28 protein-coding genes and 1 pseudogene are annotated in these 26,819 nt (G+C 61.1%); 18 read left to right on the forward strand and 11 right to left on the reverse strand.

What is annotated here, in order from left to right; translation table 11 throughout:
- Positions 1 to 8 precede the first annotated feature (8 nt).
- From SJY36_RS14530 to SJY36_RS14540, 3 genes are read right to left on the reverse strand one after another with little or no spacing between them, the layout of a single operon-like run.
- On the reverse strand, positions 9 to 1,121 hold the full coding sequence (locus SJY36_RS14530) for a CaiB/BaiF CoA-transferase family protein (protein WP_009825528.1): 1,113 nt from the start codon (positions 1,119 to 1,121) through the stop codon (positions 9 to 11).
- Positions 1,121 to 1,816, reverse strand: a complete 696-nt coding sequence (locus SJY36_RS14535; protein WP_386176078.1) for a DsbA family protein — start codon at positions 1,814 to 1,816, stop codon at positions 1,121 to 1,123. The genes SJY36_RS14530 and SJY36_RS14535 overlap by 1 nt, the downstream gene beginning before the upstream one ends.
- Positions 1,817 to 1,829: 13 nt before the next feature.
- On the reverse strand, positions 1,830 to 2,339 hold the full coding sequence (locus tag SJY36_RS14540) for a DUF721 domain-containing protein (RefSeq protein WP_386176080.1): 510 nt from the start codon (positions 2,337 to 2,339) through the stop codon (positions 1,830 to 1,832).
- 84 nt (positions 2,340 to 2,423) lie between these two features.
- On the opposite strand from SJY36_RS14540, the gene SJY36_RS14545 reads away from it, so the two are divergent.
- Both SJY36_RS14545 and SJY36_RS14550 read left to right on the forward strand, forming a co-directional pair.
- Complete coding sequence (locus SJY36_RS14545; RefSeq protein WP_386176082.1) at positions 2,424 to 3,488, forward strand: A/G-specific adenine glycosylase; 1,065 nt, start codon at positions 2,424 to 2,426, stop codon at positions 3,486 to 3,488.
- 79 nt (positions 3,489 to 3,567) lie between these two features.
- Positions 3,568 to 4,719 carry an alkane 1-monooxygenase gene (locus SJY36_RS14550; RefSeq protein WP_386176084.1) on the forward strand — a complete coding sequence of 384 codons (1,152 nt, stop codon included), beginning with the start codon at positions 3,568 to 3,570 and terminating at the stop codon, positions 4,717 to 4,719.
- 151 nt (positions 4,720 to 4,870) lie between these two features.
- Here SJY36_RS14550 and SJY36_RS14555 read toward each other — a convergent pair whose 3' ends face one another.
- From SJY36_RS14555 to SJY36_RS14565, 3 genes are all read right to left on the reverse strand, one after another.
- Positions 4,871 to 5,971 carry a site-specific DNA-methyltransferase gene (locus tag SJY36_RS14555; RefSeq protein ID WP_005850409.1) on the reverse strand — a complete coding sequence of 367 codons (1,101 nt, stop codon included), beginning with the start codon at positions 5,969 to 5,971 and terminating at the stop codon, positions 4,871 to 4,873.
- 101 nt (positions 5,972 to 6,072) lie between these two features.
- On the reverse strand, positions 6,073 to 6,690 hold the full coding sequence (locus SJY36_RS14560; protein ID WP_386176086.1) for a ribonuclease HII: 618 nt from the start codon (positions 6,688 to 6,690) through the stop codon (positions 6,073 to 6,075).
- 186 nt (positions 6,691 to 6,876) lie between these two features.
- Positions 6,877 to 7,455 (reverse strand): hypothetical protein, encoded by a 579-nt coding sequence (locus SJY36_RS14565; protein ID WP_184583557.1) that lies wholly within the window; start codon positions 7,453 to 7,455, stop codon positions 6,877 to 6,879.
- Positions 7,456 to 7,643: 188 nt separating this feature from the next.
- Between SJY36_RS14565 and SJY36_RS14570 the strand changes: the two genes are divergently transcribed.
- Both SJY36_RS14570 and SJY36_RS14575 read left to right on the forward strand, forming a co-directional pair.
- The gene (locus tag SJY36_RS14570) at positions 7,644 to 7,937 is read left to right on the forward strand and encodes a hypothetical protein (protein WP_005850413.1); all 294 of its coding nucleotides are present in this window, start codon (positions 7,644 to 7,646) and stop codon (positions 7,935 to 7,937) included.
- A gap of 1 nt (position 7,938) precedes the next feature.
- The gene (locus SJY36_RS14575; RefSeq protein WP_037942669.1) at positions 7,939 to 8,613 is read left to right on the forward strand and encodes a histidine kinase; all 675 of its coding nucleotides are present in this window, start codon (positions 7,939 to 7,941) and stop codon (positions 8,611 to 8,613) included.
- Between the two features lie 79 nt (positions 8,614 to 8,692).
- Here SJY36_RS14575 and SJY36_RS14580 read toward each other — a convergent pair whose 3' ends face one another.
- Positions 8,693 to 9,730: a LacI family DNA-binding transcriptional regulator gene (locus SJY36_RS14580; protein WP_386176088.1), complete on the reverse strand. Its 1,038-nt coding sequence runs from the start codon at positions 9,728 to 9,730 to the stop codon at positions 8,693 to 8,695.
- Between the two features lie 118 nt (positions 9,731 to 9,848).
- Here SJY36_RS14580 and SJY36_RS14585 point away from each other — a divergent pair, with 118 nt between their 5' ends.
- The 8 genes and pseudogenes from SJY36_RS14585 to SJY36_RS14620 all read left to right on the forward strand — a co-directional run bounded on the left by SJY36_RS14585 (position 9,849) and on the right by SJY36_RS14620 (position 18,680).
- Positions 9,849 to 10,871, forward strand: coding sequence for a TRAP transporter substrate-binding protein (locus SJY36_RS14585; RefSeq protein ID WP_386176090.1), 1,023 nt, complete (start codon positions 9,849 to 9,851; stop codon positions 10,869 to 10,871).
- Between the two features lie 60 nt (positions 10,872 to 10,931).
- Positions 10,932 to 11,507 (forward strand): TRAP transporter small permease subunit, encoded by a 576-nt coding sequence (locus SJY36_RS14590; RefSeq protein WP_386176092.1) that lies wholly within the window; start codon positions 10,932 to 10,934, stop codon positions 11,505 to 11,507.
- Positions 11,507 to 12,832, forward strand: coding sequence for a TRAP transporter large permease subunit (locus SJY36_RS14595; RefSeq protein WP_386176094.1), 1,326 nt, complete (start codon positions 11,507 to 11,509; stop codon positions 12,830 to 12,832). The genes SJY36_RS14590 and SJY36_RS14595 overlap by 1 nt, the downstream gene beginning before the upstream one ends.
- A 10-nt stretch (positions 12,833 to 12,842) precedes the next feature.
- Positions 12,843 to 14,627, forward strand: coding sequence for an IlvD/Edd family dehydratase (locus tag SJY36_RS14600; protein ID WP_005850424.1), 1,785 nt, complete (start codon positions 12,843 to 12,845; stop codon positions 14,625 to 14,627).
- Positions 14,628 to 14,631: 4 nt separating this feature from the next.
- The gene (locus SJY36_RS14605; protein WP_386176097.1) at positions 14,632 to 15,537 is read left to right on the forward strand and encodes a sugar kinase; all 906 of its coding nucleotides are present in this window, start codon (positions 14,632 to 14,634) and stop codon (positions 15,535 to 15,537) included.
- Between the two features lie 94 nt (positions 15,538 to 15,631).
- Positions 15,632 to 16,409: pseudogene (locus SJY36_RS14610) on the forward strand (HpcH/HpaI aldolase/citrate lyase family protein).
- The gene (locus SJY36_RS14615; RefSeq protein ID WP_386176099.1) at positions 16,406 to 17,581 is read left to right on the forward strand and encodes an MFS transporter; all 1,176 of its coding nucleotides are present in this window, start codon (positions 16,406 to 16,408) and stop codon (positions 17,579 to 17,581) included. Before SJY36_RS14610 ends, SJY36_RS14615 begins: the two are co-directional and overlap by 4 nt.
- 76 nt (positions 17,582 to 17,657) lie before the next feature.
- Positions 17,658 to 18,680: an aspartate-semialdehyde dehydrogenase gene (locus SJY36_RS14620; RefSeq protein WP_386176101.1), complete on the forward strand. Its 1,023-nt coding sequence runs from the start codon at positions 17,658 to 17,660 to the stop codon at positions 18,678 to 18,680.
- 99 nt (positions 18,681 to 18,779) lie between these two features.
- On the opposite strand, the gene SJY36_RS14625 is transcribed toward SJY36_RS14620, so the two are convergent.
- Both SJY36_RS14625 and SJY36_RS14630 read right to left on the reverse strand, forming a co-directional pair.
- The gene (locus SJY36_RS14625) at positions 18,780 to 19,379 is read right to left on the reverse strand and encodes a hypothetical protein (RefSeq protein ID WP_005850432.1); all 600 of its coding nucleotides are present in this window, start codon (positions 19,377 to 19,379) and stop codon (positions 18,780 to 18,782) included.
- 40 nt (positions 19,380 to 19,419) lie between these two features.
- The gene (locus tag SJY36_RS14630; RefSeq protein ID WP_037965419.1) at positions 19,420 to 20,070 is read right to left on the reverse strand and encodes a carbonic anhydrase; all 651 of its coding nucleotides are present in this window, start codon (positions 20,068 to 20,070) and stop codon (positions 19,420 to 19,422) included.
- A gap of 149 nt (positions 20,071 to 20,219) precedes the next feature.
- On the opposite strand from SJY36_RS14630, the gene SJY36_RS14635 reads away from it, so the two are divergent.
- From SJY36_RS14635 to SJY36_RS14645, 3 genes are all read left to right on the forward strand, one after another.
- Positions 20,220 to 20,597, forward strand: a complete 378-nt coding sequence (locus SJY36_RS14635) for a hypothetical protein (RefSeq protein WP_386176103.1) — start codon at positions 20,220 to 20,222, stop codon at positions 20,595 to 20,597.
- Between the two features lie 67 nt (positions 20,598 to 20,664).
- Positions 20,665 to 22,047, forward strand: a complete 1,383-nt coding sequence (locus SJY36_RS14640; protein WP_386176105.1) for a leucyl aminopeptidase family protein — start codon at positions 20,665 to 20,667, stop codon at positions 22,045 to 22,047.
- Positions 22,044 to 22,853 (forward strand): C40 family peptidase, encoded by an 810-nt coding sequence (locus tag SJY36_RS14645; protein WP_386176107.1) that lies wholly within the window; start codon positions 22,044 to 22,046, stop codon positions 22,851 to 22,853. Before SJY36_RS14640 ends, SJY36_RS14645 begins: the two co-directional genes overlap by 4 nt.
- Positions 22,854 to 22,884: 31 nt before the next feature.
- On the opposite strand, the gene SJY36_RS14650 is transcribed toward SJY36_RS14645, so the two are convergent.
- Positions 22,885 to 23,235 carry a DUF2794 domain-containing protein gene (locus SJY36_RS14650; protein ID WP_037953992.1) on the reverse strand — a complete coding sequence of 117 codons (351 nt, stop codon included), beginning with the start codon at positions 23,233 to 23,235 and terminating at the stop codon, positions 22,885 to 22,887.
- A 113-nt stretch (positions 23,236 to 23,348) separates the two neighbouring features.
- On the opposite strand from SJY36_RS14650, the gene paaI reads away from it, so the two are divergent.
- On the forward strand, positions 23,349 to 23,786 hold the full coding sequence (gene paaI, locus SJY36_RS14655; RefSeq protein WP_386176110.1) for a hydroxyphenylacetyl-CoA thioesterase PaaI: 438 nt from the start codon (positions 23,349 to 23,351) through the stop codon (positions 23,784 to 23,786).
- Positions 23,783 to 25,093: a phenylacetate--CoA ligase PaaK gene (gene paaK, locus SJY36_RS14660; RefSeq protein WP_037942643.1), complete on the forward strand. Its 1,311-nt coding sequence runs from the start codon at positions 23,783 to 23,785 to the stop codon at positions 25,091 to 25,093. Before paaI ends, paaK begins: the two co-directional genes overlap by 4 nt.
- Here the strand turns inward: paaK and SJY36_RS14665 are convergent.
- Complete coding sequence (locus SJY36_RS14665) at positions 25,090 to 25,707, reverse strand: TetR/AcrR family transcriptional regulator (RefSeq protein ID WP_341204849.1); 618 nt, start codon at positions 25,705 to 25,707, stop codon at positions 25,090 to 25,092. The two genes, paaK and SJY36_RS14665, sit on opposite strands and share 4 nt — an antisense overlap.
- A gap of 150 nt (positions 25,708 to 25,857) precedes the next feature.
- On the opposite strand from SJY36_RS14665, the gene SJY36_RS14670 reads away from it, so the two are divergent.
- Complete coding sequence (locus SJY36_RS14670) at positions 25,858 to 26,787, forward strand: AEC family transporter (RefSeq protein ID WP_386176113.1); 930 nt, start codon at positions 25,858 to 25,860, stop codon at positions 26,785 to 26,787.
- Positions 26,788 to 26,819 lie beyond the last annotated feature (32 nt).

Raw genomic sequence — 26,819 nt, forward strand, 5'->3', positions numbered from 1 at the left:
GGGCGAACCTAGTCGTCCTGCCCCAGCTTTGGCGCGGCGCGATGCAAAGCCAGTTCAGCGCCCGAGAATTTGAACGGCGACCGGATGCCCGGCACCCCGTCCAGTTCGACCTTCATGCCGCGCGCGATGACCTGGGGGTCTTCGAACATATCGGCCATGTCGTTGATCGGCCCGGCCGGCACGCCCTCAGCCTCGCAGGCGGCGAGCAGATCGTCGCGGGTGCGTTGGCTGGTAGCCCCATTTAAACGGCGGATCATCTCGGGCCGGTTGGCGACGCGGTCGGCGTTCTTGGCATAGTCTGCCGAGCTTGCCATATCATCTAGCCCCAGCATCCGGCACAGCCGTTGGAACTGCCCGTCATTGCCCGTGGCGATGATCAGATGCCCGTCAGAGGATGTGAACACCTCGTAGGGGGTCAGGTTCGGGTGTGCATTGCCCATCCGCGTCGGCGCATTGCCCGTGGTCAGATAGTTCATCGCCTGATTGCCCGTGACCGCAACAGCGCAATCCAGCAGTGCCATATCAATATGCTGGCCAACACCGGTCTGGCTGCGCTGGTGTACCGCTGCCAGAATGGCCGTGGTGGCATAGACGCCGGTAAAGATATCGGTGATCGCCATGCCGTGTTTCTGCGGCTGACGGTCGGGTTCACCCGTGATCGACATCAGGCCGGACATGCCTTGGATGATGAAATCATAGCCCGCGCGATGCGCATAGGGGCCGTCTTGCCCGAAACCGGTGATCGAGCAATAGATCAGCTTGGGGAACTGCTTGGACAGGCTGGCGTAATCCATCCCGTATTTGGCAAGCCCGCCGGTTTTGAAATTCTCGATCAGGATGTCGGCATCGGCCAAAAGCTCTTTCATCTTGGCCTGACCTTCATCGGTGGTCAGATCGACAACAACCGAGGCTTTGCCCCGGTTGGCCGAGTGGAAATACGACGCGGATTTATCTTCCCCGCGCTCGATGAACGGAGGCCCCCACTGGCGGGTGTCGTCGCCCGCCGGGCTTTCGACCTTGATCACCTCGCAGCCGAGATCCGAAAGCGTCTGACCGGCCCAAGGGCCTGCCAGAATACGTGCCAGCTCAATAACCTTGAGCCCTGCCAGCGGGGCCGCCATTATTCTTCCAGCGCTGCGTCGATGATCTCTTTCATCTCGGCATAGGGCATGTTGGAGTATTTCTTGCCGTTGATGATGAAGCTTGGCGTGCTGTTGATGTCATCCGCCTTCTGGTTTTCTTCCCACCATGCGACCAGCGACTGTGCTTTTTCACCGTCTTGCAGGCAGGCATCCAGTTCAGCATTGTCGAGCCCGGCCAAACGGCCGATTTTGCGCAGCTCTTCGACGATCGCGGCAGGCTCTCCGGCGCGGACCCATTCGGACTGACCGGCATAGATCATGTCGGTGATGCCAAAGAATTTATCCTCGCCCCCGCAGCGCGACACCATCGACGCCCAAAGGCCGTAGCGGTCAAAATAAACCTCGCGGTAGGTGAAGCCGATTTTGTCGTTGTCGATGTAATCCGCCTTGAGCTGCTGGAACGGGCCTTGGTCAAAGGCGGCGCAGTGCGGGCAGGTGTAGGATGCGTATTCGATGATCTGGACCGCTGAATTGGGGTTGCCCAATGTCATGTCCTGAATTTCGGTGGTTGCAGCAGGTGCATCCGCCTCTGCCGTGTCGGCTGACTGCGCGTTGGCCGCGCTGACCAGCGGGTTGATCGGGGTGCTGTTCACGGCATTTGTACCGCTGAAAGCGTACCAGCCACCTGCGGCAGCTACGGCAACAGCCGCAAGGATGGGGAATGTCGGTTTCATGTGATTTCCTTTTTCAGCGTTTGGTCTTGTTCAATATGTTCTCGCCCAGACGTGCAAGTGCATCGCGCAGGGCCTCGTTCGCGACAGGGCTGACGGTTTCGGCAGCACGCTGTTGCAAGACGGGGTCGTTCGGCGGTTCGGGATGGGTCTTGGGTTGCGGCGCAAAAGCGACCTGGCCTTCGGCAAAGCCGGTGGCAGCCGTCTGGGTCACCCGCACCCGCGCAATCGCGTTGAACCCGTAGATGGCGTTCACCTTGGCGCGCAGCTGTTCCTTCTGCATCTCCAGCATCGGCGCATTTGCCCCTGTCGTCAGCAAGGTCAGCGTTGCCCCCATACCGCCGCGGCCATAGCTGACCTCAACAGGGCGCGAGATGGCCGCGACGTCCTGACCGACGATTTCGGCCCATTGGGTCAACAGACGGGATTGGGCAAAGCCGCAAGTCTCGCTCGCCTGACGGATCTTGGCCGAAAGCAGGCTATCCGTCCTTTTGAACCCTTTTGTACTGGTACGCCGTGGCGCCATGACTATCTTTCCCGAATGACTAGCCACAACATAGCGATCCCGCCTCGTATCACCAGCCATACCCAACCGAAAAGGTTATAAACATTGCGTGACACCGACCCCTTCGGCGACCTCCCGCTGATCCTTCTGGAATGGTACGATGTCCATGCGCGTGCGATGCCTTGGCGCGTGCCGCCAGCGGCGCGGGCGGCGGGCGTGCGCCCCGATCCCTACCGCATCTGGCTAAGCGAGGTGATGCTGCAACAAACCACCGTCGCAACCGTGCGCGACTATTTTCAACGGTTCACCGCGCGCTGGCCGACGGTCGCTGATCTGGCAGCGGCTGCGGATGCGGATGTGATGGGGGAATGGGCCGGATTGGGCTATTACGCCCGTGCCCGCAATCTGCTGAAATGCGCCCGCGCTGTGGTGGCCGATCATGACGGCCACTTCCCCGCCGACCACGCGGCCTTGCTGAAGCTGCCGGGGATTGGCCCTTATACCGCTGCGGCCGTATCCTCCATCGCGTTTGATCTGCCGTTCACGGTGCTGGATGGCAATGTCGAACGGGTGATGGCGCGGCTTTATGACATCCACACCCCCCTGCCCGCTGCCAAGCCCGACCTCATGGCACGTGCAGAGGCGCTGACCCCAACCACCCGCCCCGGAGATTACGCCCAAGCGGTGATGGATCTGGGGGCCACGATCTGCACCCCCAAATCTCCCGCCTGCGGCATTTGTCCGTGGCGCGATCCCTGCCTTGCCCGCCGCAATGGCACGGCGGCCGAACTGCCCAAGAAGACCCCGAAAAAGCCGAAGCCGATCCGGCATGGCACGGTCTATCTGGGGCAGCGCGCGGATGGTGCCTGGCTGCTTGAGACGCGCCCCGACAAAGGATTGCTGGGCGGTATGCTCGGTTGGCCCGGCACAGACTGGATCGAGGCAGACGGCCCGCGCCCCGCAGGCACACCGCCTGCCCCCGCCGACTGGCAGCCCCTTGCGGGGGAGGTGCGGCACACGTTCACGCATTTTCACCTGATGCTGACCGTCATGCACGCGCCCTTACCGGAGGACACGGCGCCAGCACGCGGGCATTTTGTCGCGCGGGATGATTTCCGCCCGTCGGACCTGCCCACGGTGATGCGCAAAGCCTATGACTTGCTACGTTAGCGGCGGCGCGGCATAGTTTATCGCAGCCAAAGCTGTGCCCGATCCCTTTGGGCCAGATAACCCGAAAAGGCCGTGCAGCATGACCTCGCCCACCACAAACATAAGCACCGACCAGCTGTCGCAGTTCCGGCGTGCGCTCCCTTTTGCCCTGTCCTTTGCGCTGATCCCGCTGGTCTGGATATCCGCCACCGTCGGCGGCTGGACCGTGATCCTGATGCCGCTGGTCACATGGTATCTGTTTTCGATCATCGACGCGATCGCGGGGCTGAACCTTGATAACGCCGACCCGAACGCGTCAGACGGCGACCTGTTCTGGTACCGCATGATCACGACCGCCTGGATGCCGGTGCAGTTTCTCACGCTGTTCGGCTTGCTATGGTACGTGCCACAGGCCGCGCATCTGTCCGGCTGGGAGAAAGCCGCCGTCTTCTTCGGCGTCGGCGTGATGACGGGCACCATCGGGATCAACTACGCCCACGAGCTGATGCACCAACGCAATAGACGCGAACGCTTCTGGGCCGATGCGCTGCTGGCGATGGTGCTGTATTCGCACTTCCGGTCTGAACATCTGCTGGTGCACCACCGCTATGTCGCCACCCCGCGCGATCCGGTGACCGCACGCTATAACGAAGGGTTCCACCGCTTTTACCCGCGCGTGCTGCGGCAGTCGCTGGTGTCCAGCTTTCAGGCCGAAAAAGCGATGCTGGCACGCAAGGGCAAACGCTGGACCGACCTTAGCAATCCGTTTTTCAAATACTGGGTGCTGCAAGCAGGCTGCCTGATCCTCGCCGTGGTCCTTGGCGGCTGGGTCGGGTTGGGCCTGTTCCTGCTGCAAGCGGGCGTGGCGATCTGGCAGCTTGAGCTGGTGAATTACATCGAACACTACGGTCTGACGCGCAAACATCTGGGTGACGGCAAATACGAACACGTCCAGCCGCGCCATTCGTGGAACGCGGCGCATATGGCGTCCAACTGGCTGCTGATCAATCTGCAACGCCATTCCGACCACCACTACAAACCCGACCGGCGGTTTCCCGTGCTGCAAACCTATGGCGACGCAGAAGCGCCGCAATTACCCTATGGCTACCCCGTCATGACAATGGCCGCGATGATGCCCTGGGTCTGGCGGCGCGTGATGAACCCGCGGGTGCGGGAATGGCGCCGGACCTACTACCCCGAGATCACAGACTGGGCCGAGTATAACGTAGGCAAGACCCCCTATCCCCGCTGAACATCGCTGAACCTTCGTGACCGCCTGAAACGAAAAAGACCCCGCCAATGAAAGGCGGGGCCAAGGTGAGTGTCCTTATGGGCACGCCTTCTCATGAGGCGGCAAGGACACCGGCGGTGTTCGTAAATAGGGTGTGAAACTGGGGAGAGGCCTAGTTGGCCATCTCTGCCCGGATCTGCTGGCGCAAGATATCGATCGGCACGCGCTTGCCGTCTTTCTTGTAGCACCAATATGTCCAACCATTGCAGCTTGGCGCTTTCTCGTACGCCGCACCGACTTGGTGGATCGATCCTTTGACCTCGTTCCCGACAAGCGTGCCATCGGCACGAACCTTGGCGGAATACCGGCCGTTCAGGGAATAAAGCTCTTCGCCCGGGCGCAGCATGCCACGTTCAACCAGCTGGCCAAACGGCACGCGCGGCTCGGCGCGTTTCGAGGTGGTGGTCTGCAACGCTTCCTTATCGAACTTGCGCACGGATTTGATCCGCTTTTCGGCAACCTTGCGATACGCCTCTTCCCGTTCGATCCCGATAAAGTCGCGGCCCAGCATCTTGGCAACGGCACCTGTGGTGCCTGTGCCAAAGAACGGATCAAGCACGACATCACCGGGGTTGGTCGACCCCACAAGGATACGGTGCAACAGGCTTTCGGGCTTTTGCGTCGGATGCGCTTTATCGCCCATCTCGTCCTTTAGACGTTCGTGGCCGGTGCAGATCGGCAGCACCCAATCACTACGCATCTGGATACCTTCGTTCAGCGCTTTCAACGCTTCGTAGTTGAAGGTGTATTTGGAATTCTCGTCCTTGCCGGCCCAGATCATGGTTTCATGCGCATTGGTAAAACGCTTGCCGCGAAAGTTCGGCATCGGGTTCGACTTGCGCCAAACCACGTCGTTCAAGATCCAGAAACCCGCATCCTGCAATGCGGCACCAACGCGGAAAATATTGTGATAGCTGCCAATAACCCAGATCGCGCCATTGGGTTTCAGCAGACGCCGCGCGGCTTTCAGCCATTCGCGGGTAAACTTGTCATAGACGGCAAAGCTGGAAAACTGGTCCCACGCATCATCGACCGCATCCACCTTTGAATTGTCGGGACGATGCAAGTCGCCACGCAACTGCAGGTTATAGGGGGGATCTGCAAAGATAAGGTCCACCGACTCTGCCGGAAGCGCATTCATCGCTTCGATACAGTCGCCAGAAATGATCGTGTTTAAAGGGAGTGCTGCCGCACCCTTGGTCATCGTCTTCATAATAGCTGCCTCTTGCCCGGCACATTGTGTGCTCTTGGTTATCCACAAGATGCCCCGACAGACGATTCCTGGTCAATTTCTTTTTTGAATCAAGTGGTTAGTTATTTATCTTGATACAACATGTTGTGTACGGGCTTGAACAAACGTCTATGGTGTGGGGTCACACCAATTTTTTGCAACGCCTCCATGTGCTTTTTCGACCCGTATCCCATGTTGGTTTTCCAGCCATATCCGGGGTGCTGTTGCGCCAAGGACAACATGACACAATCTCGACATATTTTGGCCGCAATTGAGGCCGCGGAAATCGACTGCGACCGGGCGTCTCCCTTGATCACGGTTTCGGCAGGTAAGGTCAGATCGCGCGGGATCATATTGCCGTCGATCAACGCATAGTCGGCGGGGGTCTTCAGCCCCTCCAGCGCGCGCAGCATGGCAAGGTGGCTCGCCCTCAGGATGTTGAGCTCTTCAATCTCTTCGACCGAGGCATGGGCAACGCTGACATCCGCAACCTGCAAAAGCTCTTCATACAAGCGTTCTCGCGCAGGTTTGGTCAGCTTTTTTGAATCGTTCAGCCCCTCGGGAATGCGATCCGGGTCCAGCACCACCGCAGCGGCAGTGACCGGCCCCGCCAAGGGCCCGCGCCCCACCTCGTCCACGCCGGCGACCCGCTCAAAGCCGCGCGCATGGGCGGCCCGTTCAAATTCAAAATCTGGTTTCATGACCCGTGAAAACCCCAACCCGCGCCAAAGCTCAAGCCCTGCCCAAGCAAATTGTGACCTTGCGAAGACTGCGATGTCACAATCGCAAAAGATATCCACAGCACATAAGAAAGGGAGGGATGCCCGAACATCCCTCCCTTCCCCACCCGAGAGCATCGAAATGCCCCCGGTATTGGCACGCTGAGATTAACCGCGCGCCAAACTGTATCCCGCGCCGCGCAGGCAGCGGGCGTCATACCCATAGCGGGTGCCCCGATGGGTCCGGATCTGCTGCGCGCATTGCTGCGGCAGACGGTTGGCATGACGGAAATTATTCTCAAGACAGCGGCGGCCGAACATCAGCACCTGACCGCGACGCGTGTCGAAGCTCTGGAAACACTGTTTGGGCAGCAGCTTGGCGTTGGCATGGGTGTGATGCTGCTTGCGCTTGTAGCCCTTGGGCAGCGGACGCGGCTCTACCCGGTGGCGCGATTGCGGCGCGCGGTAGACGGGCACGCGCTCGGCCCGTGGGGGGCGTGGAGCGCGGTACACAGTGTTTGGCGCATGGCGGTGCTTTGACACTTCCTGCCGTGCACGTTCCTCGTCGCGCTTGTTCTTGTCGTGAATGATCTTGCCGACAATGGCCACACCCAAAACACCGACCGCGATTTTCGCCAGATCCCTGTTGCGGTCGCCCGCGGCGGCGGGGGCAGCAGTAAAGGCGGTGATAGCGACGGCTGCGGCTGCAATCGAGGCGATGAATTTATGGTGCAATGTAAAGCGCATTGTCTGATCCTTTCGGTTGGGGGCAACATGGGAAGCACCCCATGCAAAGCCATCAAGAGCGAGGCCGTGGGATCAAACTGGCCGCCCCCCCTCAGACAGGCAATAACACCCCCCTGTTATCGAATAACAAAGCGGTACAGACCCAATGGATATTGAATATCCGCCCGGATAGGCGCAGTCTGATCGTCATGAAACACATCCTCCTTTCCCTGGCTGCTGCGGGGCTTCTGGCCCTCTCCGCCCCCTCTGCCCAAGCGGCGGAATGTTTTGCCGATTACAAGGCAAAGCAGGAAAACCCCTTGCGCCTGCATTATGGTGTGGCGCAAGTATCCGGTGACTGCAGCCGTGCCTCGGCGCAGGCCCAATTGACGGACAGGCTGGCTGCACATGGCTGGACGTTGCTGACGATCGTCTCTGTCTTTGGCAAGGATGGCCTAAACCAAAGGAAAGCGAGTGCCGGACCAAATTTCCTCCGCTTCTGAGATGCGCCGCACGGGCGGGCGTTTTGTCGGCGGTGGTATCGCGGCCGTTGTGGCGATCATTCTGATCGGCGCGGGGCTGTTGCTATGGGCCCTGCCCGACGCCAATGCCTTTAACGCGCAGGTCGAACGCATCTTTGTCGAGAACGACGACCTGACGACTCAGGCCGAAATCAAATTGCTTGAAATTCTCGCACAATCGGGCACGGCGTTTTCCGAAACCCTGTCGAGCTACCGGATCGTGATCATCGTGCTGCTGGTCTTTGCGACGGCCATGCTGGTCGCGGCGCTGGTGTTCCTGATCATGCTCGTGGGCTTCAACCGCCGCATGGCGCAGATCGAACGGGTGGGGATTCAAGTAAACTCGCTCCTGATCAGCCGCGAGGAAAACACCGTCTATCTCAACAACCTCGGCTTCAAACTGACCGCCGCCGCGATGGAAACGATGTCGGTCCTTGCCGAAGCGCGCATGGATGACGACGTGCTCTCAGGCTCCGAGATCGAGGGCATGATCTCGGGCCGGACCGCCGCTGACTGCGACGAAGCAGCAGGGGCCACGCGCATCAAACGTCTGCGCGATACATTGGGCAACCAGATCGTGTCGGAACTGCTGGTCAAGAATATCGCGCGGCGCGGCTATATGCTGGCCATCGACAAAGACGTGATCAAGGTCATCTGACCTCTTCATTTTGCCCTGAAAACTCCGGGGGAGTCGCGCCTGCGCGACGGGGGCAGCGCCCCCTCTGCCCGGCCTCGTGCTATTCGCGAAGGTATCCCCGCCTTGTCGACCCGCGCTTTTTCAGCTCCACGCCGAGCCGGATATGCGGCGTTTGGATGGCCGCGCGGTCTGCGATTGCGTCCCGAAGCAGGGTCATTGCCCCTGCGCCGACCTCGTAGCGCGGCGTCGCGACAGAGGTAATACCCGGGTTCAGGTGTCGCGACATTTCAAGGTCGTTGAAGCCGCAGATACCCAGATCGTTGGGGACGTTGATGCGACGGCGTTCGGCCTCGAACAGCGCGCCGGCGGCGAGGTCGTCGTTATTGCAGAACACAGCATCGGTGTCTGGCGCTTGGGCAAGAAGATCGCTCAACAGTTGCCCGCCCATACCCACCGAGGACGGGTGGGTCGTCGTAATCACGCGGGTCGGGTCACACACGCCGCGCGCCTGCGCTTCGGCTGTGAAACCCGCAAGCCGCGCCTGCGAGCGCGGGTCCATTCGCGCGCCCAGAAATCCGGGCTTTTTGTACCCCGCATCGATCAAGTGCCGCGTGCCTTCGACCGCACCATCGTAGTGTGAGAACCCGATCATGAGGTCAATCGGAGCGTCCGACACGTCCATAATCTGCACGACGGGACAGGGGGCGGACTTGAGCAGGGTCCGTGCGGCGTCGGTTTGGTCGATCCCTGCCACAATCAACCCCGCAGGGCGCTGACGCAGGAAGGTACGCAAAAGGTTTTCTTCTTTGCTGGGGCTATAGCGGAAATTACCGATTTGCACCGACAAGCCTGACCCTTCGATCACATCGTAAACACCGCGCAAGACGTCAGAAAACACCGCGTTGGTCAGCGATGGGACCAGCAGACCCACCACATTTGTCCGCTCGGACGCAAGCGCCGAAGCGGCTTGATCCGGTACATACCCGAGCAGTTCGATCGCAGCCTGAACCTTCTTTCGCACACCGGCCGAGACCATGTCGGGGGCACGAATTGTCCGCGATACCGTGATAGCGCTGACACCGGCCTCTGCCGCGACTTCATTCAACGTAACCCGCTTGTATTTAATGTTCTTTTCCATGTGACAAAACCTATCACGTGCACAGGTCTTTGGGAATAGTTGACAGATGACAGCGCTGTCATTAGCGTCCGCCCATCGTCACCGTTTACGGTCACGACTTTTTAGGGAGGATAAACACATGCGCTTTACCGCTAGGCTTCTGGCCGCAACCGCACTTGTCAGCGCCGGGCTGGCCGGTGCCGCTGCTGCACAAGATTTTTCGCTCAAGTTCCAGTCATCTGATCCGGCAGGCAACGCCAACTTCTTGCTTCAGCAAGAATGGGCCAAAGACGTCGCCGCCAAAACCGACGGCCGCGTCGAGGTCGATCTGCTGCCCGTTGAAACAATCGTCGCCCACACTGAATCTCAGGATGCCGTGGCGGCTGGCATTATTGATGGCCACGTCACCGATACCTCTTATTTCGCAGGCAAAGAGCCGGCGTTTGGCCTGATTGCCAATCCGGTCGGGGCATGGTCAGACCCGCAGCAGATGTTCGACTTTATGGAGAACGGCGGCGGCAATGAGCTGATGAACGAAATGCTTGAACCCTACGGTTTGCATTTCATCGGCGCGACGACCCCCGGCCTCGAGGCGTTTCTGTCGAAGGTGCCGCTGGACGGTGTGGACGATCTGAAGGGGCTGAAAATGCGCGCCCCCGAAGGTATGGTGCAGAAAGTCTTTGCCGCGGCGGGCGCGTCTCCGGTCAACCTGCCTGGCTCCGAGGTGTTCACCTCGCTTGACAAGGGCGTGATTGACGCGGCGGATTATACCGTCTTCTCGACCAACCACGCGCAGGGCATGCATGACGTGGCGAACCATCCGGTATATCCCGGCTTCCACTCCATGCCGCTGGTCGAGGTGTCGATCAACAAAGGTGTATGGGATTCGATGCCCGAGGATATCCAAAGCGCATTGGTGGAGTCCGTAAAAGACTTCCGGCAGCTCCAGGTGTCGACCTTGGCCGAACGTGACATGGCCGCGGTGAAAGAAGCCGAAGCCAACGCCGATATCACCGTGCACAATTGGTCCGATGAAGAGCGTGCGAAATTCCGCGCCTTCGCCAAGACCGAATGGGAGAAGGCGGCCGAAGCATCCGACGAATCGCGCAAGGTCTATGACACGCTGACCGCCTATCTCGAAGAAAACGGGCTGCTGCAATAAGCGCCGAAGCACCAGCACCCTTCCGGACAGACCGGAGGGGTGAACGCTCGGGAGGGGCATATGCAAGACAGGACAGATCTCAACGTCGCGGCCAGCGCACCCGTGGATATTGACGCACCCAAGGGGGCGATCCCAGAGGCCGGGCTGCTAGGGCGCGGCATCGACCGGATCGGCATCCTTTTTGCCTTTGCGATCCTCGCCTCTGCCGCGATCCTCGGGATCGAGGTGGTCTTGCGCTATGTCTTTGACGCCCCCACGATCTGGGCGCATGAGACGGTGATCTTTCTGAACGCCACCGCCTTTGTTTACGGGGGGCTTTATGTGGTATCGCGGGACGCGCATATCCGTGTGGTCCTGATCTATGATTACCTATCAGCCCCGTGGCGGCGCATTTTCAATGTGGTGATTTCGCTGGTCTGCCTCGTGGCGACGGCCTTCTTCGGCTGGGCCGCATGGCAAAGCCTTGTGCGGGCGGTCTGGACGCCAACCGGCGCGATCCGGCTGGAAAGCAGCGGCAGCGCATGGGATCCCCCCACGCCGGGGATGCTTAAAATCTTTCTCTTTACAATTCTCGTGGTCATGGCCGTGCAGTTCGCTGTGCTTGCTTGGAACTACATGACAAAACAGGACCGGTGATGGACCTTCTCACAGCGCTGTTCGACTTTAAGGCCATGGGGATCGAAGTGGCGACAGGGGCGATGTTCGTCACCTTGTTCCTGCTGCTGATCACCGGCATGCCACTGGCTTTCGTGACCCTGCTCGTGGCGCTGATTTTTGCGCTCGGCTGGTTCGGGCCAATGGCCGTGCCATTGATCACCAGTCGCATCTTCAGCTTCGTCAATTCCTTCGTCTTCGTATCCGTACCGATGTTCGTATTGATGGCCGCGATCCTGGATCGGTCGGGCATTGCACGCGATCTGTTCGACGCCATGCGCGTGGTCGGTGGCCGTCTGCGGGGCGGCATCGCGATCCAGACTTTGCTGGTCGCCGTGGTACTGGCCGCAATGTCCGGCATCATCGGGGGCGAGGTGGTGCTGCTGGGTCTGCTGGCGCTGCCCCAGATGTTGCGGCTTGGCTATGACCGGCGTCTCGCCATCGGCGTATGCTGCGCGGGCGGGGCCTTGGGGACAATGGTGCCCCCGTCCATCGTCTTGATCATCTATGGTCTCACGGCGTCCGTCTCTATCGGGGATCTGTTCACCGCGTCCTTCCTGCCCGGTCTGATGCTGGCAAGCTTCTATATCATCTACGTGCTGGTGCGGGCCTATATGAACCCCGACATCGCCCCGATCCCGGAACCGGACGAGACCTCGACAGCCGAGAAGATGCGTTTGCTCAAAGGGTTGATCTTGCCAATCATGGTGGTGATCTTTGTGCTGGGGTCGATCTATGGCGGCATTGCCTCGGTCACCGAAGCCTCTGCCATCGGGGTGATCGGCGTGACCCTGTCCACGATGATCCGCGGCGAATTCACCACAGAACTGATGGTGGGCGCGGCCAAGCGGACCCTCGCGACCGTCGGGATGATCGTCTGGATCGGGATCGGTGCCTCGGCACTGGTCGGGGTCTTCAACCTGATGGGGGGCATCACCTTTGTCTCTAACCTGATCACCGGCGTGTCCGACAATCCAACCGTGATTGTCTTGTTCATGATGGCGATCCTCTTTGTCCTTGGGATGTTTCTGGACTGGGTAGGGATTGCGCTGCTGACCATGCCGATCTTTGTCCCGATCATTCGCGATCTTGGTCTTGATCCTGTGTGGTTCGGTGTGGTCTTCGCGATGAACATGCAGGTCAGCTTCCTGTCGCCGCCCTTTGGTCCCGCCGCCTTCTATCTCAAGTCGGTGACACCACCCGATATCTCTTTGGGAGAGATCTTCCGTTCTCTCCTGCCCTTCATTGCCCTTCAACTCCTCGCGCTCGCTATCCTCATTGCCTTCCCGGGCGTGACCGGCCGCTGAAAGACGAATTATGACCGACACCAAATCTCTGCGCTCCCGTAAGTGGTTCGACAATCTCGACGATCCGGAGATGACCGCGCTCTATATTGAACGCTACCTGAACTACGGGCTCACGCTTGAAGAACTGCGGTCAGGCAAGCCGGTGATCGGGATCGCGCAGACCGGCAGCGACCTGAGCCCTTGCAACCGCCACCATATCGAGCTGGCCAAACGGACCCGCGACGGGATCATCGCCGCCGGAGGCATCCCGATGGAAATTCCGGTGCACCCTATCCAGGAAACCGGCAAGCGTCCGACCGCGATGCTGGACCGTAACCTCGCCTATCTTAGCCTCGTCGAAAGCCTGTATGGCTACCCGATCGACGGCGTCGTGCTGACCATTGGCTGTGACAAAACCACGCCGGCGCTGCTGATGGCAGCGGCAACGGTGGGCATGCCCGCCCTGGCCTTCTCTGTCGGGCCGATGCTGAACGGCTGGCACCGGGGCGAACGCGCAGGATCGGGATCGGTGATCTGGCAGGCGCGGCAAGAGCTGGCGGCCGGCACAATCGACGCCGAAGAATTCCTCGAGATCGCGGCCTCTTCCGCCCCCTCGGTCGGGTTCTGCAACACGATGGGCACCGCGTCGACGATGAACTCCCTGTCAGAGGCTTTGGGCATGCAGCTGCCCGGCGTTGCCTCTATCCCCGCCCCCTACCGTGAACGCGGGCAAGCGGCCTATCATACGGGAAAACGTATCGTTGATATGGTCCATGCAGACCTGCGCCCGGCCCAGATCATGACCCGCGAAGCCTTCGAGAATGCCATCGTCGTCAACTCCGCGCTTGGCGGTTCAACAAATGCGCCGATCCACCTCAATGCCATCGCCGCGCATCTTGGCATCGCGCTGAGCAACGGAGACTGGGAGGAATTCGGCCACGCCGTGCCACTCCTCGTCAATATGCAGCCGGTCGGCACCTATCTGGGCGAAGACTTCCACCGCGCGGGGGGCACAGCCGCTGTGATCGGTGAATTGTTGCGGGCCGGGCTTTTGCCACATCCCGATGCGCTGACTGTAACCGGTCAAACGATCGCCGAACTCTACACCGACACGCCGATCCTTGATGAGGATGTGATCCGCCGCGCGGCGTCACCGCTGAAACCCAATGCGGGCTTCCTGAACATGCGCGGCAACCTGTTCGACAGCGCCTTGATGAAAACCTCTGCCATCGACGCGGGCTTTCGGGCGCGCTATTTCTCGAACGCGCAAGAGGCTTTTGAAGGCCGTGTCGCGGTATTCGACGGGCCAGAAGACTTTCACGCCCGCATCGATGACCCCGCGTTGGGGCTGACCGATGACAGTGTTCTGGTGATGCGTGGCGCAGGGCCCAAGGGCTATCCCGGCGGGGCCGAGGTGGTGAACATGCGCCCGCCAAGTTATCTGATCAAACAGGGCGTCCGCGCCCTGCCGTGTATCGGCGACGGGCGGCAGTCGGGCACCTCTGGCTCGGCGTCGATCCTTAACGCGTCGCCCGAAGCTGCGGATGGGGGCGGGCTTGCGCTGTTGCAAGACGGCGATCCGATCCGGATCGACCTGAAACAGCGCCGCGTGGACGTGCTGCTGGACGAAACCGAGCTTGCCGCGCGCCGCGCGGCCCTTGACGCTGCGGGGGGCTATGCGCAGCCGGAAAGCCAATCCCCCTGGCAAGAGATCTTCCGCGAGAAAGTACGCCCCTTCTCCGAAGGCATGGTCTTTGAAGGTGCGACCGAATACCGCGACATCACAAGCCGCGGCCTGCCGCGCAACAACCACTGACCCCATGCGCGACTTCGATATTATCTGCATCGGCGAACCGCTGGTCGAGTTCAACCAGATCGACGGGACGCAGTGGCATCAGGGGTTCGGTGGTGACGTGTCAAACGTCGCCATTGGCGCTGCCCGCCTCGGCGCGCGCAGCGCCATCGCAACGCGCTTGGGCGACGACGGTTTCGGGCAAGAGCTTCGCAATCTTTGGAGCCGCGAGGGCGTCGATGCCTCCTGCGTTGCGACGGATGCATCGGCCCCGACGGGGCTCTACTTCGTGCGGCACGGGTCAGATGGGCACCGGTTCGAATATCGTCGCGCAGGCTCTGCTGCCAGCAGAATGACCGCAGACAGCTTGCCTGTTGAGGCCATAGAGCGCGCCCGGTTCACCCATCTGTCCGGCATCACTCTGGCGATCAGTGCCAGCGCGCGCGATGCCGGTCTGGAGGCGATGCGTATCGCACGGGCGGCCGGACGGCAGGTGTCTTTCGATCCGAACTTGCGGCTGGCGCTCTGGCCCCTTGAGCAAGCCCGTTCCGTGATTACCCATGCGCTTGGGCTGGCGGATATCGCGCTGCCGGGTCTGGATGACGCGCGCCAGATTACGGGTCTGGACACCCCCGAAGACATCGTGCGGGCATTTCACAAAATGGGGCCGGACGTAGTTGCGCTGACCCTCGGAGAGGACGGCGCGCTTCTGGGGCACGCCGGGACGATAACGCATATTCCCGGTGTTCGGGTCACAGCCGTCGACGCCACAGGTGCCGGAGACTGTTTCGACGGGGCCTTCCTGACCCGCCTGTCAAAAGGCGACACCCCCGAAGCCGCATGCCACTACGCCGTCGCGGCCTCTGCGCTGTCCGTCCAGGGCTACGGCGCCGTCGCCCCGCTGCCCACTGTTGCCGACATGGCGGCGGGTTAAGCAAACGTCTACGCGGGCGGGGGCAGCGCGCCCTCTGGACACTCCGTAATGCTTGACCCTAGGGTACGCCGAAACAGCACCAAGGATCATGCCCATGCCAGCCCCCTTCAACGCGTTCAAACAGGCTTTGAAACAAGGCGATACCGTCTTTGGCTGCTGGTTGGGTCTTGGGGACACCTATAGCGCCGAACTGATGGGGACCGCCGGTTTTGACTGGCTGGTGATCGACGGGGAACACGCGCCGAACGACCTGCGCTCTATCATGGCGCAGCTTCAGGTGCTTGAAGCCTTCTGACAGCCACCCCGTCGTGCGCGTCCCCGTGGGGGAGACCTATCTGATCAAACAGATGCTGGATGCGGGGGCGCAGACCCTGCTGGTGCCTATGGTGGATAACGCCGATCAGGCCCGCCAGCTGGTGCGCGATGTCACCTATCCGCCTCACGGCGACCGCGGTGTCGGCTATGCGCTGACCCGCGCCGCGCGTTTCTCGCAGATCGCGGATTACGGCACCACGGCGGATGATGAGATCTGCCTGCTGGTGCAGGTCGAAAGCGTGAAGGGCCTTGAGAACCTGAATGCGATCCTCGCGGTCGACGGGATCGACGGCGTGTTCATCGGCCCTGCGGATCTGGCGGCTGATATGGGGTACATGGGCAATGCGCTCCACCCCGATGTACAAGACGCGATCATGACCGCGCTGCACAAGATACACGCGGCGGGCAAGGCACCGGGCATCCTGTCGACCCACGACGACATGACCCGCGACGCGCTTGAGGCCGGGGCGCAGTTTGTTGCGGTCGGGGCGGATGTTCTGCTGCTCAGCCACGCGGCGCAAGCGCTTGCGGGCAAATGGCGTGACACACTGACATGACACGCGGGGTAGCTTTGTTGGGGCTGGGCTATGTGCTCAGCCAGTTTTTCCGTGCCTTTCTCGCCGTGCTCAGCCCGTCACTGCGGGTTGATTTGGGGGCCACGCCCGAAGACCTCGCCTTTGCGTCGGGGCTTTGGTTCTTCTCCTTTGCGGCGATGCAACTGCCTGTGGGATGGGCGCTGGATACAGTCGGGCCGCGGCGCACGGCGGCCAGCTTGCTGCTGGTGGGCGGAGGCGGCGGGGCGGCTTTGTTCGCGGTGGCGACGCAGCCGCTGCACATCAATCTGGCGATGGTCCTGATCGGGATCGGCTGTGCGCCGGTGTTGATGGGAGCCTATTATATATTCGCGCGTGAATTCGCACCAAGCCGCTTTGTCGTGCTCGCCTCCGTCATGGTGGGCATCGGCACGCTTGGCAATCTCGTCGCCTCCTATCCGATGGCGATTGCGGCGGAAACGATCGGCTGGCGCGCGTCGCTTTGGGGGCTTTGCGCCATCACCACGCTGACGGCGATTGGCATCTGGAGCGTCGTGCGCGACCCCGCCACCCCCGAAGGGGAACAACGCGGCAACCTTCTTGGCGTGTTCAAGATCAAGGCGCTGTGGTTCATCTTTCCCATCATGAGCGTCAGCTACGCCCAGGTCGGCGCGTTGCGCGGGCTCTGGATCGGTCCCTATTTCGAGGATGTCTTTGCCGCGAACGCTCACCAGATCGGCTGGGCGACCCTGTTGATGGGCATCGCGATGGTGGCAGGCAGCCTCGCTTATGGCCCGCTGGACCGCGTGATCGGCAGCACGAAATGGGTGATTGTCGGGGGCACGGCGCTGAACCTCGCGGCCTTGGTGGCACTTATGCTTTTCCCCGACAGCGGCATCATTCTTGCCACCGCGCTGATGGCCGCTGTCGGTTTCTTTGGCGCGACCTATGCGGTGATCATCGCCCACGGCCGCAGCTTTATGCCGCCGCAGTTGGTCGGGCGGGGCATGACCCTGTTGAACCTGTGCAGCATTGGGGGCGTTGGCGTGGCGCAGTTCCTGTCGGGGCGCGTCTATGCCGCCAGCCAGCCCGCCGTCACCGCGCAGGCCCCCTATGTGATGATTTTCACCCTGTTTGCCGCGCTCATGGCAGCGGGTCTGTTCGTTTACCTGTTTTCCCGCGATGCAGGCGAATAGGCCACGCCCCCTTCCCCCGCGGGCCCAAGCGGTATAAGAGGCCCGCACCATCACATTTTAGTATTGGAGTTTTAAGATGGGTTATCGCGTCGTCATCGCGGGTGCCACAGGCAATGTGGGCCGTGAAATGCTGAACATTCTGGCCGAGCGCCACTTCCCTGTAGACGAGATCGTGGCACTTGCCTCGCGCAAGTCTATGGGATCCGAAGTCAGCTTTGGCGACAAGACGCTCAAGACGAAAGACTTGGATACGTTCGACTTCACGGGCTGGGATATGGCGCTGTTCGCCGTCGGTTCGGAAGCGACCAAAAAATACGCGCCCAAGGCCGCCAAGGCCGGTTGCGTGGTCATCGATAACTCGTCGCTGTACCGCTACGATCCCGATATCCCGCTGATCGTGCCAGAGGTGAACGCCGACGCGATCCACGATTATTCCAAGAAAAACATCATCGCGAACCCGAATTGCTCGACCGCGCAGATGGTTGTCGCGCTCAAGCCGCTGCACGACCGCGCCACGATCAAACGTGTTGTCGTGTCGACCTACCAGTCGGTGTCCGGTTCGGGCAAAGACGGCATGGACGAACTGTGGGACCAGACCAAATCGATCTACAACCCCACCGATGACAAGCCCGCGAAGAAATTCACCAAACAGATCGCCTTTAACGTGATCCCGCATATCGACGTCTTCATGGACAGTGGCGACACGAAAGAAGAGTGGAAGATGATGGTAGAGACGAAGAAAATCGTCGATCCCAAAATCAAGGTCACAGCGACCTGTGTCCGCGTTCCGGTCTTCGTCGGCCATGCCGAATTGATCAACATCGAGTTCGAAGAGCATCTGGACGAGAACGAGGCCCGCGACATCCTGCGCGAAGCCCCCGGTATCATGGTGATCGATAAGCGCGAAGACGGTGGCTATGTTACCCCCGTTGAATGTGCGGGCGATTTCGCAACCTTCATCAGCCGCATCCGTCAGGACAGCACGATCGACAACGGTCTGAACCTGTGGTGTGTCAGCGACAACCTGCGCAAGGGTGCGGCATTGAACGCCGTGCAGATCGCGGAACTGCTGGGCCGCGAAGTGCTGAAAAAAGGCTAAGCGCCCCCTGATCTTTATGTCGGGAAAGGCCAGTGCGATGCGCTGGCCTTTTTCATGTCCGGCATGTCCAGATCAACGCTGCCGCGGACGCTCTGGCCATCAGGCGGCGCTCTGTTTGTCTGACAGCGTGGCAAAGTCGAACCACAGCTCTTGTTGCCGGTATCCGCCCTTGATCAGATGTCCGCGTCGCAGCACCTCGGGAAAGTCATCGGCCCAGTCACGGTAGCGGTCATTGCTCACGACAACCGCCCCCATCTCGCGCGCGGCGGTCAGGATGAAGGGATCGGCCGGCGATCCGCTTGGCACGACCATCACCTGATCCACCGGCAGCTTCAGCATCGCCGCCAGCGCCGCATCATCTTTGTAAGCGTTCGTCAGCAGATGCCCTGCGTTGGCATCAAAGACCACGCCTGTCTTGAAGCCGAGGTCTTTCAGGGTCCGCACCACGTCCTGCACGGGCGTGATCAGCGGCGTGCCGCCCCACCAGTACATGACGTTTGACCCGTCAATCACCACCGCCCCACGGGCACTGCGCCGGGATTGCCCCGCCAACCAGACCCGCGCCTCCCGCAGGAGCAAGATGGCGCTGGCGATGGCACAAGGTCCCGCCAGCAAAACCAGATCCCCCCAAACCGGTTGGGAGGTCGCGATGACCGTACCAATGATCGACACGGTCAGCAAAAGCGCAGGAACGATCACGCGCAGGTGCCGCCGGAACCGTCCCTGTCAGACCGGCCCATTATACGGGCCGGAACATCTCTTTATCGGCGCTATAGCACTCAAGCCCGCCCTCGCCGATGTTGTGCCACAGGCCATGCAACGTCAGCTCGCCCGCTTTGACCTGCTGCGCCACAAAGGGGAACGTCATCAGGTTCTCAAGAGAGGTCATAACAGCGTGTTTCTCAAGCTGGCGCGCCTGCTCTTTCGGGTCTTCGATGTCCGAAACCGCATCGTATTTCGGGCGCAGGATATCCATCCACCGACCGACAAAGCTGTCTTTGGCATCCAGCGCTGGCGCGTTGCCTTTGCACATGTCCAGACAGCCCTGCACACCGCCACAGCTGGAGTGACCCAACACGATAACATGCGCGACCTTCAACGACTGAACCGCATATTCAACCGCGGCCGACGTCCCGTGCTGCTGCCCGTCAGGCTGGTAAGGTGGCACCAAGTTGGCGATATTACGGTGAATAAAGAACTCACCCTGATCCGCCCCAAAGATCGATGTTACATGCACGCGGCTATCGCAGCACGAAATGATCATCGCACGAGGATGCTGCCCGTCGCTGGCCAAACGGCGGTACCATGCCTCGTTTTCAGCGTAACTGGTTGCTTTCCATCCGTGATACCGTTGAACCAGATAATTCGGGAGCGGTTTCGCGTTATCCATCTCTGTCTCGCCTTTACTAAATTTTAGCCAAAATACTCCGAATTCGCATCGTATTCGAGCGAAAACGCACACGGCCGTAAACGAATTGGACATCAATTGGCCGACATAGTGCAGATGCGCTGTGGGGGCGTAATGATGAGGTGACTCTAATGTATGTATTGCAAATGCGGCCAGTCGAACAAGTCCGCGTAGATCAGGAACGTCTGGGTATCCTGTATGACCAACTGGGTGAATCAGGGGCCGAAGATGTCGTCTGTCGCGCGATGGAGGAATTGGCCCTGCGCATGTCCCACTGCGACCGTCTGTATCAGGCATCCAACCGGCTTGAGCTGCGTAAAAACTGCCGGTCGCTGATTGCGATTGCCGAACAGGTGGGGCTGCAAAAGCTGGCAAACGTCGCGGGGGATGTGATCTGCGCGATCGACCAGAACAGTCACGTCGCGATCGGGGCGACGCTCACGCGGCTGATCCGCATCGGCGAACGGTCGCTGACCGCAATCTGGGACACGCAGGATGTGACCCTTTGACGGGCTTGCAGCGGCACAGGATACGTCTAGGCTGCGCGCGACTATCACGCACGAAAGGCCCAGCCCTATGTCCGCTCTCTTCGCCGATCCCTCCGCCGCTGCGATCCCGCTGCATCTGATTGCGTCCGATGCCCTGCCTGAATGGCTCGACGGGCAATCCGATACCACACGCACTTGGGTCGCGGCACAGGGGTTTACCGGCGCGTTGGGGCAGGCGTTAACCCTGCCGGGCGAAGATGGCGCGCTGCGCATGGCTCTGGCGGGCTACGGCACGGCCAGCGCCCGCAAACGGGGGCGCTTCCATCTGGCAGGTGCCGCGGCAAAGCTGCCCAAGGGCGACTATGAACTGCACGCCGACCTGCCCGCGGCAGAGCGCGCGGTGGAGGCTCTGGGGTGGCTGCTCGCGTCCTATCGGTTTGACCGCTACGCCTCGCAATCGCCGATGGCCGCCCGCCTTGTTGCGCCCGCTGGGATCGACGCCGATCACATCCGCGCCCTCGCCGAAGGGGAGATGCTGACCCGCGACCTGATCAACACGCCCGCCTCGGATATGGGTCCGCCCGATCTGGAAGCCGCAGCGCGCAAACTGGCAGATCAACACGGGGCGCGGATCTCTGTCATCACGGGCGACGATCTGTTGGCACAGAACCTGCCGCTGATCCATACTGTCGGCCGTGCCGCCGACCGCGCGCCCCGGCTGATCGACCTGACCTGGGGCAAAACCGGGAAAAAGCTGACGCTGGTGGGCAAAGGCGTGTGTTTTGACACCGGTGGGCTGAACCTGAAACCCGGCGCGTCGATGGGTCTGATGAAAAAGGACATGGGTGGCGCGGCGGCGGTGCTGGGTCTGGCGCATATGATCATGGCCACGGGGATGGACCTGCAACTGCGCGTGCTGATCCCCGCGGTTGAAAACGCGGTCTCCGGCAATGCTTTCCGCCCCCAAGACATCCTGACCTCGCGCAAGGGCCTCACGGTCGAGATCAACAATACCGATGCCGAAGGCCGGTTGGTGCTGGCCGATGCGCTGGCACTGGCGGACGAGGACAAGCCCGACCAGATTATCTCTATTGCGACGCTGACCGGTGCCGCACGGGTCGCCGTGGGCCCCGATCTTGCCCCCTATTTCAGCGACGATCCCGATTTCGTCGCCGCGTTGGAATCCGCTGCCGCCACCCACGCCGACCCCGTCTGGCGCATGCCCTTCCACACGCCCTACGAGCCGCTGATCGAACCCGGTATCGCCGATCTGGATAACGCCCCCTCTGGCGGGTTCGCAGGCTGTATCACCGCCGCGCTGTTTCTGCGTCGCTTCGTCACCGACAGCCCCTATGCGCATTTCGACATCTACGGCTGGCAACCAAGCGCCGCCCCTGCCCGCGCCAAAGGCGGCGTGGGTCAGGCCACACGCGCGCTGCATGCCAGCCTCGGGGCGATCCTGTCAAAATGACCGACCGACGTCTGCATCCCGACCCCGAGCGGATCACCGAAAAGACAGCGGCGCAGATCACCCTTCCGGTCGTTGATCTGAACCGCAGCCCCGACGGCCCCCGCGACCGGCAAGCGCTCTTGGGTGAGGCGCTGACCGTGCTGGATCGCACCGATGGCACCGCCTATGTGCAACTGACCAAGGATAGCTACTGCGGTTACATATCCGAAACCGCCATCGGTCCTGCGGTCCCCCCGACTCACGTCGTCACCGCACCCGCCACCCACGCCTATACGCGTGCCGATCTGAAATCACCGGATGTCAGCAGCCTCAGCTTTGGCAGCCGCGTTATGGTGACTGGAACGGAAGGCCGATTTGCCCAGACCTCGCTTGGCCATATCCCGACCCAACACCTCGCCCCGCTGCCGCACGCTTTCCCGGACCCCGCCGCCGTCGCGGAGCTGTTTCTCGGCACGCCCTACCTCTGGGGCGGGAACAGCCGCTGGGGGATCGATTGCTCGGGCCTCGTTCAGGCCGCCTTCCTTGCCTGTGGCATTCCCTGCCCCGGCGACAGCGACCAGCAGCAGACCAGCTTTGCCGACCCCGTGGCAGGTGCAGGCCCCGTCCCGCGCGACATCCAACGCAATGACCTCCTGTTCTGGAAAGGCCATGTGGCGCTGGTCCTCGACCCCGCCACCATGATCCACGCCAATGCGCATCATATGGCCGTCACCCGCGAACCCATCCACGACGCGCTGACCCGTATCGCCAAAACCGACGGCCCGCTGACGGGGCACAAACGGCTAAGCCCTTCCAAATGGCCTTAAATCCATCCGCCCCCTCGACCAGCGCGGCGGTCTAGGTGTCGACGGCGCGGATCATCTTTCGTTCCAGCACGCGCAGCACGGCAGCCAGATCCTGACCGCGGCGCAACACCTGTCCATTGGCCCCGATCACCGCGTACATCCCCTGCTTCAACCGCAGCTTGGGACGTTTCTCGATCCGGTAAAGCGGCATCTCTGCAGTGCGTCTGAAGATTGAAAACACCGCGACCTCGCGCAGCGAAGAGATTCCATAGTCGCGCCATTCCCCCGCCGCGACCATGCGCCCATAGAGCGACAGGATCGGGCCAAGCTCCGTCCGGTGAAAGGAAACCTGTTCGGGCGCGCGTTCATTCTGCGGGTGTGAGGGATGAATATGTACTGTCATGTTTTGACAGTTGCGCCCTTCGCCGCTCAAATCAAGAGAGCCGCCGATCAATTCTCTTGAAAGCGTTACATTATTTGTGCAAGCATCCAAATTGTGAAACATAAAGGCCCGCCATGACCCCGCAACTTCGCGCCGAAAAATCCGCCGCTGCCATGTGGTCCACCGATACGGCCAGCCAATCTTTGGGGATGCGCATCGACCATATCGCCCCCGGCGCGGCGGATCTGTCGATGGTGGTCACCGCGGCCATGTTGAACGGCCACGGCATCGCCCACGGCGGGTATATCTTCACCCTCGCCGACAGCGCCTTTGCCTTCGCCTGCAACAGCTACAACCAGCTTGCCGTCGCCCAGCAGAACCAGATTTCCTACCTCGCACCGGGGAAGGCTGGCGAACAGCTGCACGCGGCGGCGCGCGAACAATCCAGAACCGGACGCTCCGGCGTCTATGACGTGACAGTCACGGGGGAGGACGGGCGCACCATCGCCTTGTTCCGTGGCCTGTCACGCACCATCAAAGGCCACCATTTCGAGGAGGAAATGACCCCATGAAAGACCTCACGCCTGCCCGATCATCGCTTGACCCGATCGAGCTTGCCAGCCGCGATGAAATCAGCGCCCTGCAACTGGAGCGGCTGAAGAAATCCCTGCACCACGCCTATGCGAATGTCCCCTTCTACCGTCAAAGCTTCGATGCAGCGGGCGTCCACCCCGACGACCTGAACGACCTGAGCGATCTGGCGAAGTTCCCCTTCACCGTGAAAACCGACCTGCGCGACAATTACCCCTTCGGCATGTTCGCCGTTCCGCGGGACCAGCTGGCGCGCATCCATGCGTCCTCGGGCACCACCGGCCAGCCGACGGTCGTGGGCTACACCAAGAATGACCTCGCCAATTGGGGCAGCGTCATGGGGCGGTCCTTGCGCGCGGCAGGGCTGAAACCCGGTGACATGCTGCATAACGCTTATGGCTACGGGCTGTTTACCGGAGGGTTGGGGGTGCATCTGGGGGCGGATAGCCTTGGGCTAAGCACGGTTCCGATCTCGGGCGGGATGACCCCGCGACAGGTCCGTCTGATCGAGGATTTCAAACCCGACGGTATCACGGTCACACCCTCTTATGCGCTGTCGATCCTGGATGAATACGCGCGTCAGGGCATCGATCCGCGCCAGTCTTCGCTGCAAGTGGGTATCTTCGGGGCCGAACCCTGGACCAATGCCATGCGGCTCGAGATTGAACAGGCGTTTGATATGCACGCTGTCGATATCTATGGCCTGTCCGAGATTATGGGCCCCGGCGTATCCTGCGAATGTGTCGAAACCAAAGACGGTTTGCACATCTGGGAGGATCATTTCTACCCCGAGGTCATCAACCCCGAAACGGGGCAGCCCGTGGCCGATGGCGAACAGGGGGAGCTGGTCTTTACCTCGCTCACCAAAGAGGCGTTTCCCATCATCCGCTACCGCACCCGCGATTTGACCCGCCTGCTCGCCGGCACCGCCCGCAGCATGCGCCGGATGGAGAAGGTCACCGGCCGCAGCGACGACATGATCATCCTGCGCGGCGTCAACGTCTTCCCCACCCAGATCGAAGAGGCGCTGATGGCCACCCCCGGTCTCGCTCCGCATTTCCAGATCGAGCTCAGCAAGCCCGACCGCATGGATCAGATGCGGGTGCTATGCGAATGTGTCGACGCCACCGTCGACGATGCCGCCCGGCAAACAGCGGCACAGCAGCTGGCCGCGCAGATCAAGGAAACCGTGGGCATCAGCGTGATGATCGACGTGGGCGATGTGAACACCATCACCCGTTCCGAAGGCAAAGCGGTGCGGATTATCGACAACCGGCCCAAGGGCTAAGCCGCGTAGCGCGCCAGAAACATATCGACCGCGCTGTCTACCACGCGGTCGATCTCTGCCTGAGAAATCCTGTCGATGATCCCAAAGGTCAGTCGCAGCCAGACATCCCCCTTGCAAAGCTCTCCGAATTGGTCGGCCGCCAGTAGCGGGTCCTCCATACACAACTGCCCACGGGCGACAGCGGTCTCGAAATACCCCGCCATCTCGCGCCGGACCACAGCTGGGCCGGAGTTATAAAAGCGCTGGCCAAGCTCGGGGAACCGATCACATTCGGCCACACACAGGCGAAACATCTGCTGACCAAAGGTCGATGTGATGAACCCTAGCAGATGCCGACCGGCCAGCCCCAGCACCACACGCGGCGGCGCATCTGTGTCGATACTGTCGAAAGCCTGCCGTGACTGGCGGGCACATTCGGTATCGGCGACCTCCATGAACAACAGACGTTTGTCGGGGAAATAGCTGTAAAGCGTCGCCTTGGACACGCCGGCGGCACGAGCAATCGCATCAACGCTGGCACCCTCAAACCCGTCCGCCATAAAGACATCACGCGCCCCCGCAAGAACCTGATCGAATTTACGGCCCTTACGAACCTTGGTCTGGTCACTGGTCATGAAGGCTCCGGCAGTTTGAAAGGCAGAGTATAAACTGAACCGTTCAGTTCCAAGTCCCAAATGCAGCCCCCCAACCCCAAAGCCTGTGTATTTGCGTCACAGCACTGTTGCCCCGTTGCACGAAGCACAGCCAGCCGCTACCAATTTCCCATGCTACCGATCTTTCTAAAGACACTTCCCTTTTTCGCGCTGATCGGCTTGGGCTATTGGGCCGGGCGCACGCGGTTCTTCACCGCAGAGGCCACGGCCTATCTGACCAAATTCGTCTTCTACTTCGCCCTCTCTGCCATGCTGTTCCGCTTCTCCGCCAACCTGTCCTTGGCCGAGGTCTGGGACAGCCGCCTTGTCGCGGCCTATCTATGGGGCACCGGCTTTGTCTATGGCATCGCAACGCTGACAGGCTTTCTGCGCCGCCTCGATGTCCCCGCCACCGCGATGGAGGCCCAATGTGCCGTGATCGGCAACACCGGCTTCCTTGGCGTGCCCATGCTGACCCTGCTGCTCGGGGCAGAGGCAATCGGCCCCGTCGTGCTGGCCCTGGCGGTGGATCTGATCGTGTTTTCCAGCCTCATCGTGATCCTGATCACCGGCGCGCGCGATGGTCAGCTGAGCCTGCGCGCCCTGCGCACGATTTCCGTGGGGCTGGTGAAAAACCCGATGATCGTCGCCATGACCCTTGGCTTTATCTGGTCCGGCCTTCAGATCCCGATCCCTGATCCGATGAACGAATTTCTGGCCATCCTCGGCGGGGCCGCGACCCCCGGCGCGCTTTTTGCCATCGGGGCGTCGCTGGCGACGAAATCGGCGGAAAAGCTGCATGTTGCGGGCTGGCTGTCGTTTTGCAAACTCGTGCTGCACCCGGCCTTTGTGGGTTTTGCCGCGCTGTGGTTGTTCAACGTCGATCCGTATAAGGCGGGCGTGATCATCGCCACCGCGGCGCTGCCGGTCGCGGGCAATGTCTATATGCTGGCCCAACACTACAACGTCGGCCCGCAACGGGTGTCTGCCGCAATCCTTGTCTCGACACTGCTCAGCATTCTCAGCGTCAGCCTTATCATCGCGTGGGTCACCGCGCTTTAGCCTTCACCCTTTTGCAAATACTCAGCCAGCGC

Source organism: Sulfitobacter sp. R86518 (genome assembly GCF_042466275.1).
GTDB classification, from domain to species: Bacteria; Pseudomonadota; Alphaproteobacteria; order Rhodobacterales; family Rhodobacteraceae; genus Sulfitobacter; species Sulfitobacter pontiacus.

Bases quoted from the DNA above. Each gene is read 5' to 3' on its own strand.
- SJY36_RS14670 (WP_386176113.1), top strand. From the start codon at position 25,858: ATGCTACCGATCTTTCTAAAGACACTTCCCTTTTTCGCGCTGATCGGC.
- SJY36_RS14665 (WP_341204849.1), bottom strand. From the start codon at position 25,707: ATGACCAGTGACCAGACCAAGGTTCGTAAGGGCCGTAAATTCGATCAG.
- SJY36_RS14550 (WP_386176084.1), top strand. From the start codon at position 3,568: ATGACCTCGCCCACCACAAACATAAGCACCGACCAGCTGTCGCAGTTC.
- SJY36_RS14635 (WP_386176103.1), top strand. From the start codon at position 20,220: ATGTATGTATTGCAAATGCGGCCAGTCGAACAAGTCCGCGTAGATCAG.
- SJY36_RS14600 (WP_005850424.1), top strand. From the start codon at position 12,843: ATGACCGACACCAAATCTCTGCGCTCCCGTAAGTGGTTCGACAATCTC.
- paaK (WP_037942643.1), top strand. From the start codon at position 23,783: ATGAAAGACCTCACGCCTGCCCGATCATCGCTTGACCCGATCGAGCTT.
- SJY36_RS14590 (WP_386176092.1), top strand. From the start codon at position 10,932: ATGCAAGACAGGACAGATCTCAACGTCGCGGCCAGCGCACCCGTGGAT.
- SJY36_RS14630 (WP_037965419.1), bottom strand. From the start codon at position 20,070: ATGGATAACGCGAAACCGCTCCCGAATTATCTGGTTCAACGGTATCAC.
- SJY36_RS14650 (WP_037953992.1), bottom strand. From the start codon at position 23,235: ATGACAGTACATATTCATCCCTCACACCCGCAGAATGAACGCGCGCCC.
- SJY36_RS14620 (WP_386176101.1), top strand. From the start codon at position 17,658: ATGGGTTATCGCGTCGTCATCGCGGGTGCCACAGGCAATGTGGGCCGT.
- SJY36_RS14640 (WP_386176105.1), top strand. From the start codon at position 20,665: ATGTCCGCTCTCTTCGCCGATCCCTCCGCCGCTGCGATCCCGCTGCAT.
- SJY36_RS14615 (WP_386176099.1), top strand. From the start codon at position 16,406: ATGACACGCGGGGTAGCTTTGTTGGGGCTGGGCTATGTGCTCAGCCAG.
- SJY36_RS14535 (WP_386176078.1), bottom strand. From the start codon at position 1,816: ATGAAACCGACATTCCCCATCCTTGCGGCTGTTGCCGTAGCTGCCGCA.
- SJY36_RS14530 (WP_009825528.1), bottom strand. From the start codon at position 1,121: ATGGCGGCCCCGCTGGCAGGGCTCAAGGTTATTGAGCTGGCACGTATT.
- SJY36_RS14580 (WP_386176088.1), bottom strand. From the start codon at position 9,730: ATGGAAAAGAACATTAAATACAAGCGGGTTACGTTGAATGAAGTCGCG.
- SJY36_RS14585 (WP_386176090.1), top strand. From the start codon at position 9,849: ATGCGCTTTACCGCTAGGCTTCTGGCCGCAACCGCACTTGTCAGCGCC.
- SJY36_RS14645 (WP_386176107.1), top strand. From the start codon at position 22,044: ATGACCGACCGACGTCTGCATCCCGACCCCGAGCGGATCACCGAAAAG.
- SJY36_RS14605 (WP_386176097.1), top strand. From the start codon at position 14,632: ATGCGCGACTTCGATATTATCTGCATCGGCGAACCGCTGGTCGAGTTC.
- SJY36_RS14570 (WP_005850413.1), top strand. From the start codon at position 7,644: ATGAAACACATCCTCCTTTCCCTGGCTGCTGCGGGGCTTCTGGCCCTC.
- SJY36_RS14575 (WP_037942669.1), top strand. From the start codon at position 7,939: ATGCGCCGCACGGGCGGGCGTTTTGTCGGCGGTGGTATCGCGGCCGTT.
- paaI (WP_386176110.1), top strand. From the start codon at position 23,349: ATGACCCCGCAACTTCGCGCCGAAAAATCCGCCGCTGCCATGTGGTCC.
- SJY36_RS14565 (WP_184583557.1), bottom strand. From the start codon at position 7,455: ATGCGCTTTACATTGCACCATAAATTCATCGCCTCGATTGCAGCCGCA.
- SJY36_RS14595 (WP_386176094.1), top strand. From the start codon at position 11,507: ATGGACCTTCTCACAGCGCTGTTCGACTTTAAGGCCATGGGGATCGAA.
- SJY36_RS14555 (WP_005850409.1), bottom strand. From the start codon at position 5,971: ATGAAGACGATGACCAAGGGTGCGGCAGCACTCCCTTTAAACACGATC.
- SJY36_RS14560 (WP_386176086.1), bottom strand. From the start codon at position 6,690: ATGAAACCAGATTTTGAATTTGAACGGGCCGCCCATGCGCGCGGCTTT.
- SJY36_RS14540 (WP_386176080.1), bottom strand. From the start codon at position 2,339: ATGGCGCCACGGCGTACCAGTACAAAAGGGTTCAAAAGGACGGATAGC.